The sequence below is a fragment of the Mycobacterium ahvazicum genome (assembly GCF_900176255.2).
GTDB lineage: Bacteria > Actinomycetota > Actinomycetes > Mycobacteriales > Mycobacteriaceae > Mycobacterium > Mycobacterium ahvazicum.
This window is the reverse complement of record NZ_FXEG02000003.1, coordinates 1,346,022-1,359,531: the sequence shown is the minus strand read 5'-3', so window position 1 is coordinate 1,359,531 and position 13,510 is coordinate 1,346,022. Positions and strand designations below refer to the sequence as shown.

The window sequence follows — 13,510 nt, the reverse complement described above, 5'->3', positions numbered from 1 at the left end:
CCCGGCATCGATGGCGGCCCATCGCTCCGATCTGGCTGCGTTCGTCGACCGTGCTCTGCGCCTCGACGATGCCGCGGTCGTTCGGCTGCGGACTCGCTCATCCGGTTTGCTAACAGCTTGGATGGCAACGGGTTTCGACGTGCTCGCCAGCCGGGTAGTGGTGGGCCGGGTGAGCCCGGACGACATGACGGTCGCCGCGGACGGATTGGGTCGCGGGCTGTCGGCGATGGATGACACCGGCTACGTCGACCCGGGTTTCGCGATGGACTCGTCCTGGCGCGGTGCACTGCCGCCGGAGTCCGGCTTCACCCACCTCGACGACGTGCCGGCCCAGGTGATGCTGGATCTGGCCCAAGAAGGTGCCCGGCTGGCCAAGGAGCACAGCAGCTCGCACGGCCCGCCGGCCTCGCTGCTCGACCAGGAGGTGATCCGGGTCAGCTCGGCCGACACCAGCGTCGGGTTACCGATGCGTTGTGTGTTCGCTTTGACCGCAATGGGTTTCCTGCCGCAGTCAAGGGATGCAATCGACGCGAGCGAAATCATCCGGGTTCGTACCCTTCCGGCCTGGTTGCGTCTGGACGCCCGCTTCGGATCGGTCTACCGCCGGCGCGGCGAGGCGGCGATGGTGCTGCGCTGAGTGAAGCGGCTCAGGTCGGGTACAGCAACCACAACGGCAAGACGGCATCCAGGTAATCCATAAACTTCTTGAGCCCCACCCGGTATTGCCCGAATCCGTACGGATCTTCGGCATATTCCGGAAACCCGATGCCCAGCCCGAAGAGTCCCGGGGCAAGGATTCCGTTTCTCCTGTTGTAATCCAGCGGGCCCCACTGCGGCGTCTCGGGCAGCTTTCTGCGCTCGAAACCGACGGTGTAGACCACGCGATCGCATTGCGCGAGTTTGTCGTCGAACTCCGGGCTTGATACCCAGCATCTGTCCAGCCGTTCCGGATAGACGCCGTCGATGTTCTCCCGCGCCCACGCGGCCGCCTGGCCTTTGAGGCCGGTGTCGTCGAACAGAATCCAATCATCCAGATACACAGCGTATTTCAGCGGGCTCTGGTAGAAGTTGATCACCCGTTCGACGGGGTTGCGCAGCAGATTCGGCAGCACGATCATCGACGAGTGCGACGAGCCGAAGACGGCCACCGTCGCGCCGTCGAGTGACTGCTCGGCCAGCCGGTCGGGATCCAGCGCGACCTCGACGTCAATCTCCTGCAGGCCGGGGTAAGCAAGCTTCTTGGGCACGGCGCCGACGGCGAGGATCACATTTTCGGCGACGACCTCTTGTTGTCCGGTTTCAATTCTCCATTGCCTGTTGCCCAGGAAAAGCGAGGTCGCCGTTGTCTGAAAAACGTGTACCCGCTCGCGCAGGTGCGAAGTAATCCACACCAGCGGATCGGCCACCAGGTCCAGGGCGCACGTCTGGCCCGGCTCGACGTCTCGCAGCGGCAGCGGCGGTGCCTCCGAGAACCGAAATGCCGCAGAGCCGTTCAGGAAATGCAGGAAGGTTTCGGCGATGGTATTACTCGACACCGCTCGCCACTTCTGGCCGAGATCGCCTGCCGCAAAGGCGGGATCGATCCAGGCGATCTTCTCCGCCGCGATGCCGTGATCTAAAAGCCTTCCCACCGCAGCTATTCCGGCGGGGCCGGCTCCGATCACTGCCCACGCATACGCTGCCATGTAACACATATAGGCCAGCGCGGGCCGCGGCGCGAATCGGCCCCCGGTGGAAGGTTAGGCCAACCAGGCCGCCGCATCGGCCGGCAACTCACCGTCGACCAACGGTGCACTGGCGAAAATGAGTTCGCCGGCGGGCAGCGCCATCGGACGATCTCCGGTATTCAGCGCGCACACCAGGCCGCCCGGCCGCCGGAATACCAGCGCATCGTCGGTTGCCGTCAGCCACTGCAGCTCGACGCCGTCGAATTCGGTGCGCTCCCTGCGCAATTTGAGCACCGTGCGAAAAAACGCCAACGTCGAATCGGGATCCGTGTCCTGCTTCTCGACCGTCAGCGACGCCCAGTCGGCCGGCATCGGCAACCAGGTGTCGGGCGAACTGGAGAACCCGAATGGGGGAGTGTCGCCCGACCACGGCAGCGGAACCCGGACCTTGTCGCGGCCCCGCTCGGTGTGCCCGGACCGTTCCCAGGTCGGGTCCTGCAGCACCTCTTCGGGCAGGTCCAGCACGTCGGGCAGCCCGAGCTCCTCGCCGTTGTAAATGAACACCGTGCCGGGCAGTGCGAGCATCGCCATCGCCATCGCCCGCGCCCGGCGCAGCCCGATCTCACCGCCGCCGTAGCGGGTGACCTCGCGGTCGATGTCGTGGTTGGACAGCGTCCAGGTCGGAACGGAGTCGTATATGGCGGTGGCCTTCAGCGAGTTCTCGACGGCGTCGTGAATTTGGTGCGCGTCGAAGGCGACCTTGGTGAGCCGGAAATTGAAGCCGAGATGCAGTTCGTCGGGCCGCAGGTACTCGGCCCAGAGCATGTTGTCCAGCACCCACACTTCGCCGATGGTCACCGCGCCGTCGTACTCGTCGACGATCTTGCGAATCTTGCGATGGATGTCGTGCACGGCCGGGTTGTTGAAACGCGGGTCGTCGTCGCGGTGCGACAACACCTTGACGGCTTCCTGTGCGTCGGGCAGGCCGGCCGGCTTGGCCATCCCGTGCGCCACGTCGATGCGGAAGCCGTCCACCCCACGCTCCAGCCAGAACCGCAGCGACGCCTCGAAGTCGTCGAAGACCTCGGGGTTTTCCCAGTTCAGGTCCGGCTGGTGGGTGTCGAACAGGTGCAGGTAGTACTGGCCGGGATTGCCGTCGGGCTCGACCACCCGCTCCCAGGCCGGCCCGCCGAACACCGACGTCCAGTTGTTCGGGGGCAGTTCCCCGTCGGGTCCCTTGCCGTCGCGGAAGTAATACCGCTCCCGCGCTTCGGTGCCCGGGCCGGCGGCCAGCGCCGCCTGGAACCACGCGTGCTGGGAGCTGGTGTGGTTGGGCACCACGTCCATGGTGATCTTGATGTTGCGCTCGTGGGCCGCCGTGATCAGCCGTTCGATCGCCGGCATCCCGCCGAACAGCGGGTCGATGTCACGCGGATCGGCGACGTCGTAGCCGTGGTCGGCCATCGGCGAGACGGTGACCGGGCTGAGCCAGATCGCGTCGATGCCCAGCCGCTCCAGGTAATCCAGATGGGCGACGATGCCGTCGATGTCCCCGACGCCGTCGCCGTTGCTGTCGGCGAAGGAGCGTGGATAGACCTGGTAAAAGACGGCGTTCGACCACCATGCGGCGGGGCTCATATTGCTCCGTTCGGTTGCGAGGTATCTACAAGGGCGAATTGACGAGCGAGTGAGCTGCCATTTCCAGATAGTTGAGCAGCTCTCGGCGATGCTCGTCGTCGAGAGTGTGTGCGTCGATCGACGCGACGGCGGTGTGCATGCAGCGCAACCATGCATCGCGCTCGATCGGGGTGATCCGGAACGGCACGTGACGCATCCGCAGCCGCGGGTGCCCGCGCTGGTCGGAATAGGTGCGCGGGCCGCCCCAGTACTGCTCGAGGAACATGCGCAGCCGCTCTTCGGCGCCCTGCAGGTCATCCAGCGGATAGAGCTCACGCAGGATTTCGTCCTCGGGGACCTGGGCATAGAAGCGCGCCACGATCGTTTTGAAGGTCTCGGCACCGCCGACGGCGTCGTAAAAGGACTGTTGTACCTGATCCATCACCCCCCATTGTGGTGCATCGGCAAGCCGGCGCAGTCAAACGGGCGGAGTCGCTCCTGCTGTTCACCGGTTCGACACGGCGTGCACCAGCAATTAGGCGTGCGATTGGCGACGAATCATGGTGGACTATCGGCGGAGGATTTATGGCGCAGGGCAAGAGACGCCGCAGCCACCGAAGTTCAGGGGCCGCGGCAGGGCTGACCGGACCCACACCCGCGTCGTCCCTGCATAGTCTTTCCCACCGCCCCGCCCCCGGCGTCGATACCCACGAAAGCGCTTCGATCTGGAGTCGCCGCCGGGTTCTGCTGCTGAATTCCACCTACGAACCGCTGACCGCGCTGCCGATGCGGCGCGCGATCGTGATGGTGATCTGCGGCAAGGCCGACGTGGTGCACCACGACCCATCCGGGCCGGTCATCCACTCGGCGAGCGAGTCGATCCCGGTGCCGTCGGTGATCCAGCTGCGGACCTACGTCCGGGTTCCCTACCGGGCCCGGGTCCCGATGACCCGCGCGGCCCTGATGCACCGCGACCGCTTCTGCTGCGCCTATTGCGGAGCGAAGGCCGACACCGTCGACCACGTCGTGCCGCGCAGCCGCGGCGGCGGCCATTCCTGGGAGAACTGCGTCGCCTGCTGCTCGACCTGCAACCACCGCAAGGGCGACAAGCTGCTCGCCGAACTCGGTTGGGCACTGCGCCGGGCGCCGCTGCCGCCGACCGGGCAGCACTGGCGACTGCTGTCCACCGTCAAGGAAATGGATCCGTCCTGGGCCCGATACCTCGGCGAGGGCGCGGCCTGACGGCCAATCTCGTGTCCAAGCGCGCCGCGGGATCACTCGGTGGGATACGGTTTCCGTCGTGAGCGCTATGGAGATTCACCTGTACTTAATCGGAATCCCGGCGTTGCTGGTGATCGTGCTGGCGGCGCTGATCTGGTCGCGCAAGGGGCCGCACCCGGCGACTTACAAGATGTCCGAGCCGTGGACGCATCCGCCGATTCTGTGGGCGGCTACCGACGAATTCGTCGGCCACTCGCACGGACATCACGCATCGGAGTTCTCAGTCGGAGGTGGCGCCAGTGGCACATGGTGAGGTAGCGACGAAGGCCCCGGCGGAACTGCCTGCCGGCTTTGCGATCACGTCCAGCGGCCGGGTTTCCGGCGTCACCGAGCCCGGTGAGCTGTCGGTGCATTACCCGTTCCCGATCACGGACCTGGTCGCGATCGACGACGCCCTGAAGTACGGCTCGCGCCAGTCGATGACGCGGTTCGCCATCTACATCGGCGACCTGGGTAGCGACACCGCGGCCCGGGCGCGCGAGATCCTGGCCGACGTGCCGACGCCCAACAACGCGGTGCTACTGGCCGTTTCGCCCGACCAAGCGGTCATCGAGGTGGTCTACGGCTCCGAGGTCCGCGGACGCGGCGCCGAATCGGCCGCCCCACTGGGCGTTGCCGCGGCCTCGTCGGCGTTCGAGCAGGGGCACCTGGTCGACGGTCTGGTCAGCGCGATTCGCGTGCTGAGCGCGGGTATCAGCCCGGCTTAGAGCCATGAGCCACTGCACGTCCCGGTTCGCGACCACGGGGCGCGCCATTGCGGCGGTGACGTTCGCTGATGGTGCTCGGCCCGCCGTTACTGCTGGCCCGCGTCGAACGTGCGCGCGCGCAACGCCCGCTTCACCCCGGCCTGGCCCTCCAGCACCAGGCGGCGCAGCGCTGGGGGCACCTCGGAGTCCGGCGCCGACAGGAACTCGTCGGCGGCGGCGATACCCTCCTCGCTGATGTTCCAGGACGGGTACAGCCCGATCACCACGGTCTGCGCGACCTCGCTGGAACGCCGCGCCCAGACGCCGGGAATGGCCTGGAAATAGCGCGCGGTGAACGGCTTGAGCAACTCACCCTGGCCGGGCGCCGCGAATCCCCCGACGATCGAACGCGCCGACGTGTTGGCCACGGTGTCGTCCTCGACCACCGTGATGAACGCCTGCTCCTTGACCTCAAGCTGGGGACGGGCCGCGGCAGCCTGGGCGCCGTGGCGCTTGCCGGTCGCGGTCGGGTCGCGTCGCACCTCGGCGTCGATGAACGGCGTCTCGATGCCGTCGGCGTCGATATCGCCGGCGGTGGCCAACGCGGTCACGATGCGCCAGCGCAGGTCGGTGTCGATCTCGAGGCCCGCCAGGCCCAATTCGGACGGATCCCGATCGAGCAGATCGGCCAGCGCCGCGATGTGCCGGTCGGCAAGCACCGACGAGCACAGCGTGTTGACGAAGGCGAGCTGGTGATCCGATCCCGGTTCGGCCGCCCGCGCCAGCGCCAGCACCCGATCGGTGAACTGCGGCCAGCCGTGCTCGCGGGCCCAGCCCGGCTCGGCGTAGGAACCCAGCGCGGTCTGCGCCTGCATCAGCAACCGTTGTGCCACACCGACTTCCGTCTCGGCCTGCACGCCGCCGGAGACCAGCGCGACGAAGTCGCGGGCACGCAGCTCGGCCTCGCGGGTCATCTCCCACGCGGCCGACCACACCAGCGAGCGGGGCAGTGGATCGGCGATGTCGGCGACGCGCTCCAGCGCGGTCCGCAACGACTGTGCGTCCAGGCGAAGCGAGCAGTAGGTCAGGTCGTCGTCGTTGACCAGAATCAACTTGCCTGACGAAATACCAACCAGTCCAGGCACTTCCGTCTGTGGCCCGTCGACGTCGAGTTCCTCACGGTGCACCCGCACCAGCTTGCCCGCACCGTCGTCGTCGTAGATCCCGACCGCCAGCCGATGTACCCGGGTTTCACCGGCCCCCGGGGCCGCGCCGCTCTGGGTCACCGCGAAACGGGTGAACTTCCCGTCGGCATCGGTGTCGAATTCGGGCCGCAGCGTATTGAGCCCGGTGGTCTTCAGCCACTGCTGTCCCCAGTTCGACAGGTCGCGGCCCGAGGCCTGCTCGAGCGCGGACAGCAGGTCGCTGAAGGTGGCGTTGCCGAAGGCATGCGTGCGGAAGTAATCGCGCAGTCCGGCCAGGAAGTGCTCCAGCCCGACGTAGGCCACCAGCTGCTTGAGCACCGAAGCGCCCTTGGCGTAGGTGATGCCGTCGAAGTTCACCTCGACCGCGTGCAGGTCGGGGATGTCGGCGGCGATGGGATGCGTCGACGGCAACTGGTCCTGGCGGTAGGCCCACGACTTCTCGACCGTCGCGAATGTCGTCCAGGCTGAGGTGTATTCGGTCGACTCGGCCTGGCACAGCACCGACGCGAACGTCGCGAACGACTCGTTGAGCCACAGGTCGTCCCACCACGTCATGGTGACCAGGTCGCCGAACCACATGTGCGCCATCTCGTGCAGCACCGTTTCGGCGCGCCGCTCGTAGGAGGCGCGGGTGACCTTGCTGCGGAAGACGTAATCCTCCAGGAAGGTCACCGCCCCCGCGTTTTCCATTGCGCCGGCGTTGAATTCGGGAACGAACAGCTGGTCGTATTTGCCGAATGCGTATGGCACCCCAAAGTTCTTGTGGTAGAAGCTAAATCCCTGCTTCGTCTCGGTGAACAACCGCTCGGCGTCCATGTGTTCGGCCAGCGAGGACCGGCAGTAGATGCCCAGCGGGATCTCGCCGTGCTCGTCGCGATAGGAGTCGGTCCACTGCGAGTACGGGCCCGCGATCAGCGCCACCAGATAGGTGCTCATCCGCGGGGTGACCGCAAAACTGTGCACGCCGTCCTCGACCGACGTGGTGGCGCCGTTGGAGATCACCTTCCAGTGCGCGGGCGCGGTCACCCGCAGGTCGAACGTCGCCTTGAGGTCGGGTTGGTCGAAGCAGGCGAACATGCGCTTGGCGTCCGCGGTTTCGAACTGCGAGTACAGGTAGGTCTCGTCGTCGACCGGGTCGACGAAGCGATGCAGTCCCTCGCCGGTGTTCGAGTAGCGGCAGTCGGCGTCGACGACGACCACGTTGCGGTCGGCCAGTCCCCGCAACGGGATGCCGGTCGACTCGTCGTAGCCCGAGACGTCCACGTCGCGCCCGTTGAGGGTGGCACTGCGCACGGTCTCGGCCGACAGGTCGATAACCGTGTCGGCGCCGGCGAGTGCGTCGAACACCACCGTGGTGGTGGACCGGAAAGTACGCGAGGTTCGTTCGCCGGGCCCGCCTGAAACACCGGAGCCGTCGGTGACGTCGAGGCTGATCTGGTAGCTGTCGACGGTGATCAGAGCCGCGCGTTCGACGGCTTGGTCGCGGGTGAGGTTAGGAAGGGCCACCCGTCCAACTTAATAGCGTCGCGGGCTCACAGTGCGGAACGGGAACACGCGCGCGGCGACTACGGTTGTGCACAACGGTGCCCTAACCGTTTCCGATCTCTTCCGAGAGGACTGCGCAATGTCCGAGAAGGCCCCCGCGAAAGACAAGGCCGATTTCTGGTTCGACCCGCTGTGCCCCTGGGCATGGATCACGTCGCGCTGGATCCTCGAAGTCGAAAAGGTGCGCGACATCGAGGTGAACTTCCACGTGATGAGCCTGGCGGTGCTCAACGAGAACCGCGAAGACCTGCCCGAGCAGTACCGCGAAAACATGAAGCGGGCCTGGGGTCCGGTGCGGGTGGCCATCGCCGCCGAGCAGGCGCACGGCGCCGAGGTGCTGGCCCCGCTCTACACCGCGATGGGCACCCAGATTCACAACAAGGGCAACAAGGAACTCGGTGACGTCATCAAGCTGGCGCTCGACGAGGTCGGCCTGCCGGCCGAGCTGGCTGCCGCCGCCGACAACGACTCGTACGACGAGGCTCTGCGCAAGAGCCACCACGCCGGCATGGACGCGGTGGGCGACGACGTCGGAACGCCCACCATCCACGTGAACAACGTCGCGTTCTTCGGGCCGGTGCTGTCGCGGATCCCGCGCGGCGAGGAAGCCGGCAAGCTGTGGGACGCCTCGGTGACCTTCGCCGGTTACCCGCACTTCTTCGAGCTCAAGCGGTCGCGCCACGAAAAGCCCGAGTTCGACTGAGCCGTCTGGCGCCGCCCGGCGTGACCCCGCGCGTTGCGTCGCCCGGGCGACCAGGTAAGGATTGCGGTCATGCGCGTCTACCTGGGTTCAGACCACGCTGGATTCGAGCTCAAGCAAGCGATCATCGACCACCTCAAAAAGACCGGCCACGAGCCGATCGACTGCGGCGCGTTCACCTATGACGCCGAGGACGACTACCCGGCCTTCTGCATCGACGCCGCGAGCCGCGCGGTGGCCGACCCCGACAGTCTGGGCATCGTGATCGGGGGATCGGGCAACGGCGAGCAGATCGCCGCCAACAAGGTGCCGGGCGCGCGGTGCGCGCTGGCCTGGAGCGTCGAGACCGCGTCGCTGGCGCGCCAGCACAACGACGCACAGCTGATCGGCATCGGCGGCCGGATGCACACCGTCGACCAGGCGCTGACATTCGTCGACGCCTTCCTCTCCACGCCGTGGTCGAAAGCCGAACGCCACCAACGGCGTATCGACATTCTCGACGAGTACGAGCGCACTCACCAGGCTCCGCCGGTGCCCGGCGCGCAGGTTTAAGGTGCCCGAAGGCCATACCCTGCACCGCTTGGCCCGGTTGCACCAACGGCGTTTCGGTGGCGCGCCCGTCGCCGTGTCCAGCCCACAGGGCCGCTTCGCCGATGCGGCGTCCGTGGTCGACGGTCAGGTGCTGCGCACGTCCAACGCCTGGGGCAAGCACCTGTTCCACCACTACGCCGGGGGCCCGATCGTGCACGTGCATCTGGGTCTCTACGGCACCTTCACCGAATGGCAACGCTGCGACGAGCTTCCCGAACCGGTCGGGCAGGTGCGGATGCGGATGGTCGGTGCCGAGTTCGGAACCGACCTGCGCGGCCCGACGGTGTGCGAGGTGATCGACGAGGCTCAGGTCAGCGACGTCGTCGCGAAGCTCGGTCCCGACCCGTTGCGCAGCGATGCCGACCCGGCGTGGGCGTGGAACCGAATCACGAAGTCCCGCAGGCCTATTGGCGCGTTGCTGATGGACCAGGGCGTCATCGCCGGGGTGGGAAATGTGTACCGAAGCGAGTTGTTGTTCCGTCATCGCATCGATCCGTACCGGCCCGGGCGAGGGGTCGGTGAAGCGGAATTCGACGCCGCATGGACCGATCTGGTCGCGCTGATGAAGGTCGGCTTGGGGGGCGGCAAGATCGTCGTGGTGCGCCCCGAACACGACCACGGCCCGCCGTCGTATGCACCCGACCGCCCCCGCACGTATGTGTACCGGCGCGCCGGCGAGGCGTGCCGCGTGTGCGGCGGCCCGATCGGCACGGCAGTCCTCGAGGGCCGCAACGTGTTCTGGTGCCCGAACTGCCAAAAGTGACGCGTTCGAACTGCCAGGAAACTGACAGGAAGAAACGCTGGCGTCTCTAGTTTTCGATCGTCTTATCGTGGGTAGAAGTTGCGCTTGTGAAACCGATACCGCGTTTAGCTGCAACGATTTTCGCGGGAGCCGCGTTGGCTCTGGCGGGCGTGGGCGTGGCCGCCGAGGCTGCGGCACAGCCCGGCCCGTTCCCGCAATGGTGTCCGGGGGAGTGGTGGGACCCGGGCTGGGGCAACAACTGGGACTGGAACAACTGCCATGACTGGCGCGGAGGCCCGCCGGGGCCGCCCGGAAATCCGTGGGACCGTGGGCCCGGATGGGGGCCGCCCGGACCTCCGCCGCCGCCTGGCTGGGGCCCGCCCGGACCTCCGCCGCCGCCCGGCTGGGGCCCGCCTGGACCGCCGCCGCCTCCCGGATGGCACCCCTGATTCACACGTCCGTAGTGACAACTGCGCCCTGCCGGCGTTGTCCGGCAGGGCGCGGTTAGCTCGGGTGACTCAGCAGACGTCGACACCCAGCACGGTGTACACCGCGTTGGACAGGGCGAGGCTGCGGGGGTCCGCGTTGGCCTTGGTGGCGTCGAAGCGGTTCGCCACATACGCGTAGCCGATGCCGTGCTCCAGGTCGACGAACCCGAACGAGCCGCCCAGCCCGCCGTGACCGAAGATGCGCGGGTTCGGGCCGTTGACGCACCGCTGGTTGAGCATGTAACCCAGGCCCCAGCCGTGGTCGGCGACACGGGGGCCGAGCACCAGATCGTTCTCCAGCCCGCCCTGCGACACCCGGATCAGATCCATGTGTTCGCGGCTGAGCAGCTTCTCCTGGGCGAGCGCGTTGTAGAACGTGGCCAATCCCAGGGCCGACACCTGCCCGTTGGTGCCCGGGAATTCGAGCCGGCGCCACAGCTCGAGGTCGTAGGAGCTGACCTCGTCGTCGGGCGCGAAGCCCATGGCGACCGCCAGCCCCGCCTTGGGGTGGTCGGACAGGCTGGTCGGGTCGCTGGGGATATGGGTGAGCAGGTCGCGCATATGCGGCTTGTTCACCCGCTCGGCGCAACGCCGTTGCTCGGCGTCGGACAGGCCGATGTGGATATCGGCGCCCAGCGGCTCGGCGATCTCGGTGCGCAGGTACTGACCGATCGTGCGGCCCGTCGTGCGGCGGAAGACCTCACCACAGATGAAGCCGAAGGTCGTCATGTGGTAGCCCTGCGCGGTCCCCGGCTCCCACCACGGTTCGGCGGCGGCGATCTGTGCGCAGGCGTAGTCCCAGTCGGTGACCTGTTGCCAGCTCATCGGCACCCGCGGTCCGATGACCCCGGATCGGTGGCTCATCACCATGGCCAGCGTGATGTCCTGCTTGCCGGCTTGGCCGAACTCGGGCCAATAGCGCGCTACCGGCGCGTGCAGGTCCAGTTCACCGCGGTCGATGAGCTGGTGCACACAGGTGGCCGACAGGCCCTTGGTGCCGGACAGCACCGTCGTCAGCGTGTCTTGCTCCCAGGGCCGGGTGCCGGCCGCGTCGGCCCAGCCACCCCAGAGGTTGACGACGAGGTTCCCGTCGACCCATACCGCGACGGCCGCGCCTTGCTCCAGACGCTCGGCAAAGTTGCGCTCGAACGCGTCGCGGACTCCCGCGAAGTCCGGCGTGCATGAGCCCTTGATGTCCACGTCCAGTTTCAGGTCGCTCATGGCGCCTTTCTGTGGAGCACTACTTACCCGGAGCGGGCGACGGGAATCGAACCCGCGTAGCTAGTTTGGAAGACTAGGGCTCTACCATTGAGCTACGCCCGCATGTATTAGTCGAGCGTGACTTTATCTGGCGGCGAACATCAAATCTAATCGACGCGGCCTTGTGACCGCTCTGTTAGGTCTGCGAGGCCGTTGGTGGGCCGACGCCGTCGCGCCGTAGGATCGCGAGGTCAGCGCGGGGTGTAGCGCAGCTTGGTAGCGCATCCGCTTTGGGAGCGGAAGGCCGCAGGTTCAAATCCTGTCACCCCGACCACGCGCCGCACCACCGAAAACAAAGAACGAGGAGCACATCCGTGAAGAGCAGCGTCGAGCAGTTGAGCCCCACCCGGGTGCGCATCAACGTGGAGGTGCCGTTCACCGAACTCGAGCCCGACTTCCAGCGCGCTTATAAGGAACTGGCCAGGCAGGTCCGGCTGCCCGGGTTCCGGCCCGGCAAGGTGCCGATGAAGTTGCTGGAGGCGCGCTTCGGCCGCGAAGAGATGCTCGACCAGGTCGTCAACGAGGCGCTGCCCACCCGGTATGGACAAGCGGTCACCGAGACCGAGGTGCACCCGATCGGCCGGCCCGAAATCGAGGTGACGAAGAAGGAGTACGGCGAGGACCTCGCATTCACCGCCGAGGTCGACGTCCGTCCCAAGATCACCCTCCCGGACCTCAGTGCGCTGAAGGTGTCGGTGGACCCGATCGCGGTCAGCGACGACGATGTCGACGCCGAGCTGCAGTCGCTGCGGGCCCGATTCGGCACCCTGACCGGAGTGGACCGTCCGGCGGCGGAGGGCGACTTCGTCTCGATCGACCTGTCGGCGACGATCGACGGCGAGGAGGTTCCGGGCGCCGCCGCGCAGGGCCTGTCGCATGAGGTTGGCTCTGGACGGCTGATCGAAGGCCTCGATGACGCGATCGTCGGGCTGTCCGTCGACGAGTCCAAGGAATTCACCGCCAAGCTGGCCACCGGCGAACACGCCGGCAAGGACGCGTTGGTGACCGTTACCGTCAAGACGATCAAGCAACGCGAACTGCCCGAGCCGGACGACGAATTCGCGCAACTGGCAAGCGAATTCGACACGATTGAGGAGTTGCGCAGCAATCTGCGCGATCAAGTGGCCAACCTCAAGCGCGCCGAGCAGGCGGGCAAGATTCAGGAAGCCACGATGGACGCCCTGCTTGAGCAGGTCGAGGTGCCACTGCCGGAGGGCATCGTCGCCGAGCAGTTCGACAGCGCCATGCACGGCGCCATCGACAGCGTCAACCATGACGAAGCCAAGTTCGTGGAGGTGCTTGCCGAGCAGGGCAAGACGCGCGAGGAGTTCGAAACCGAGACGCGCGCCGCGGTAGAGAAGGACGTCCAGCGCCAGCTGTTGTTCGACGCGCTGGCCGATGAATTGGAAGTCCAGGTCGGCCAGGATGACCTGACCGAGCGACTGGTGGCCACGTCGCGGCAGTACGGCATCGAGCCGCAACAACTGTTCTCCTATCTTCAGGAAAACAACCAGCTGCCGGCCATGTTCGCCGATGTGCGGCGCGGTCTGGCGATCGCCGCGGTGGTGTCCAAGGCGACCGTCACCGACACCGACGGCAACACCATCGACACGAGCGAGTTCTTCCCGGACCGCACCAAGAACGCCGATGCCGAGGACGCAGAGGACGCTGACGACGCGGCCGAAGAGTCCAGCGAGGAATGACCCGACCGTGACGCTGTGAGCGAAC

14 protein-coding genes and 2 tRNA genes are annotated in these 13,510 nt (G+C 66.7%); 10 read left to right on the top strand and 6 right to left on the bottom strand.

All coding sequences use genetic code 11. The features are described 5' to 3' along the window. Window positions 1–10 precede the first annotated feature (10 nt). Window positions 11–637: a DUF8185 domain-containing protein gene (locus MAAFP003_RS18990; protein ID WP_096289363.1), complete on the top strand. Its 627-nt coding sequence runs from the start codon at window positions 11–13 to the stop codon at window positions 635–637. A gap of 10 nt (window positions 638–647) precedes the next feature. Here the strand turns inward: MAAFP003_RS18990 and MAAFP003_RS18985 are convergent, their stop codons facing one another. The 3 genes from MAAFP003_RS18985 to MAAFP003_RS18975 all read right to left on the bottom strand — a co-directional run bounded on the left by MAAFP003_RS18985 (window position 648) and on the right by MAAFP003_RS18975 (window position 3,726). Further along, on the bottom strand, window positions 648–1,664 hold the full coding sequence (locus MAAFP003_RS18985; RefSeq protein ID WP_096291273.1) for an FAD-dependent oxidoreductase: 1,017 nt from the start codon (window positions 1,662–1,664) through the stop codon (window positions 648–650). Window positions 1,665–1,739: 75 nt separating this feature from the next. After that, window positions 1,740–3,305, bottom strand: coding sequence for a glycoside hydrolase family 13 protein (locus MAAFP003_RS18980; RefSeq protein ID WP_096289361.1), 1,566 nt, complete (start codon window positions 3,303–3,305; stop codon window positions 1,740–1,742). Between the two features lie 25 nt (window positions 3,306–3,330). After that, complete coding sequence (locus tag MAAFP003_RS18975; RefSeq protein WP_096291272.1) at window positions 3,331–3,726, bottom strand: globin; 396 nt, start codon at window positions 3,724–3,726, stop codon at window positions 3,331–3,333. Window positions 3,727–3,869: 143 nt separating this feature from the next. Between MAAFP003_RS18975 and MAAFP003_RS18970 the strand changes: the two genes are divergently transcribed. The 3 genes from MAAFP003_RS18970 (at window position 3,870) to MAAFP003_RS18960 (ending at window position 5,272) form a co-directional block, all read left to right on the top strand. Beyond that, the gene (locus MAAFP003_RS18970; protein ID WP_096289359.1) at window positions 3,870–4,526 is read left to right on the top strand and encodes an HNH endonuclease; all 657 of its coding nucleotides are present in this window, start codon (window positions 3,870–3,872) and stop codon (window positions 4,524–4,526) included. A 67-nt stretch (window positions 4,527–4,593) separates the two neighbouring features. Then, window positions 4,594–4,818, top strand: coding sequence for an aa3-type cytochrome oxidase subunit CtaJ (gene ctaJ / locus MAAFP003_RS18965; RefSeq protein WP_096289357.1), 225 nt, complete (start codon window positions 4,594–4,596; stop codon window positions 4,816–4,818). Then, a complete protein-coding gene (locus MAAFP003_RS18960) occupies window positions 4,805–5,272 on the top strand; it encodes a DUF5130 domain-containing protein (RefSeq protein WP_207768555.1) in 468 nt (155 codons plus the stop codon). Before ctaJ ends, MAAFP003_RS18960 begins: the two co-directional genes overlap by 14 nt. An 86-nt stretch (window positions 5,273–5,358) precedes the next feature. On the opposite strand, the gene pepN is transcribed toward MAAFP003_RS18960, so the two are convergent. Continuing rightward, window positions 5,359–7,962, bottom strand: a complete 2,604-nt coding sequence (pepN, locus tag MAAFP003_RS18955; protein ID WP_096289353.1) for an aminopeptidase N — start codon at window positions 7,960–7,962, stop codon at window positions 5,359–5,361. 118 nt (window positions 7,963–8,080) lie between these two features. Here pepN and MAAFP003_RS18950 point away from each other — a divergent pair, with 118 nt between their 5' ends. The 4 genes from MAAFP003_RS18950 (at window position 8,081) to MAAFP003_RS30230 (ending at window position 10,483) form a co-directional block, all read left to right on the top strand. Then, on the top strand, window positions 8,081–8,704 hold the full coding sequence (locus MAAFP003_RS18950; RefSeq protein WP_096289351.1) for a mycothiol-dependent nitroreductase Rv2466c family protein: 624 nt from the start codon (window positions 8,081–8,083) through the stop codon (window positions 8,702–8,704). Between the two features lie 69 nt (window positions 8,705–8,773). Beyond that, complete coding sequence (locus MAAFP003_RS18945) at window positions 8,774–9,253, top strand: ribose-5-phosphate isomerase (RefSeq protein WP_096289349.1); 480 nt, start codon at window positions 8,774–8,776, stop codon at window positions 9,251–9,253. Window position 9,254: 1 nt separating this feature from the next. Next, window positions 9,255–10,055: an Fpg/Nei family DNA glycosylase gene (locus tag MAAFP003_RS18940; protein ID WP_096289347.1), complete on the top strand. Its 801-nt coding sequence runs from the start codon at window positions 9,255–9,257 to the stop codon at window positions 10,053–10,055. 86 nt (window positions 10,056–10,141) lie between these two features. After that, the gene (locus tag MAAFP003_RS30230; protein ID WP_480212829.1) at window positions 10,142–10,483 is read left to right on the top strand and encodes an Mtp family mycobacterial-type pilin; all 342 of its coding nucleotides are present in this window, start codon (window positions 10,142–10,144) and stop codon (window positions 10,481–10,483) included. A gap of 69 nt (window positions 10,484–10,552) precedes the next feature. On the opposite strand, the gene MAAFP003_RS18930 is transcribed toward MAAFP003_RS30230, so the two are convergent. Further along, entirely contained in the window at window positions 10,553–11,743 is a 1,191-nt protein-coding gene (locus tag MAAFP003_RS18930) for a serine hydrolase domain-containing protein (RefSeq protein WP_096289345.1), read from the bottom strand. Window positions 11,744–11,774: 31 nt separating this feature from the next. Then, window positions 11,775–11,845, bottom strand: a tRNA-Gly gene (locus tag MAAFP003_RS18925). 134 nt (window positions 11,846–11,979) lie between these two features. Here MAAFP003_RS18925 and MAAFP003_RS18920 point away from each other — a divergent pair. Together MAAFP003_RS18920 and tig are read left to right on the top strand one after the other, a co-directional pair. Next, window positions 11,980–12,056 (top strand) — tRNA-Pro (locus tag MAAFP003_RS18920). Window positions 12,057–12,096: 40 nt separating this feature from the next. Next, entirely contained in the window at window positions 12,097–13,485 is a 1,389-nt protein-coding gene (gene tig, locus MAAFP003_RS18915; protein WP_165796437.1) for a trigger factor, read from the top strand. Window positions 13,486–13,510: the final 25 nt, after the last annotated feature.

Coding starts and splice junctions, on each gene's coding strand:
- MAAFP003_RS18990 (WP_096289363.1), top strand. CDS start 11: ATGGCGGCCCATCGCTCCGATCTGGCTGCGTTCGTCGACCGTGCTCTG.
- MAAFP003_RS18980 (WP_096289361.1), bottom strand. CDS start 3,305: ATGAGCCCCGCCGCATGGTGGTCGAACGCCGTCTTTTACCAGGTCTAT.
- MAAFP003_RS18975 (WP_096291272.1), bottom strand. CDS start 3,726: ATGGATCAGGTACAACAGTCCTTTTACGACGCCGTCGGCGGTGCCGAG.
- MAAFP003_RS18970 (WP_096289359.1), top strand. CDS start 3,870: ATGGCGCAGGGCAAGAGACGCCGCAGCCACCGAAGTTCAGGGGCCGCG.
- ctaJ (WP_096289357.1), top strand. CDS start 4,594: ATGGAGATTCACCTGTACTTAATCGGAATCCCGGCGTTGCTGGTGATC.
- MAAFP003_RS18950 (WP_096289351.1), top strand. CDS start 8,081: ATGTCCGAGAAGGCCCCCGCGAAAGACAAGGCCGATTTCTGGTTCGAC.
- MAAFP003_RS18945 (WP_096289349.1), top strand. CDS start 8,774: ATGCGCGTCTACCTGGGTTCAGACCACGCTGGATTCGAGCTCAAGCAA.
- MAAFP003_RS18930 (WP_096289345.1), bottom strand. CDS start 11,743: ATGAGCGACCTGAAACTGGACGTGGACATCAAGGGCTCATGCACGCCG.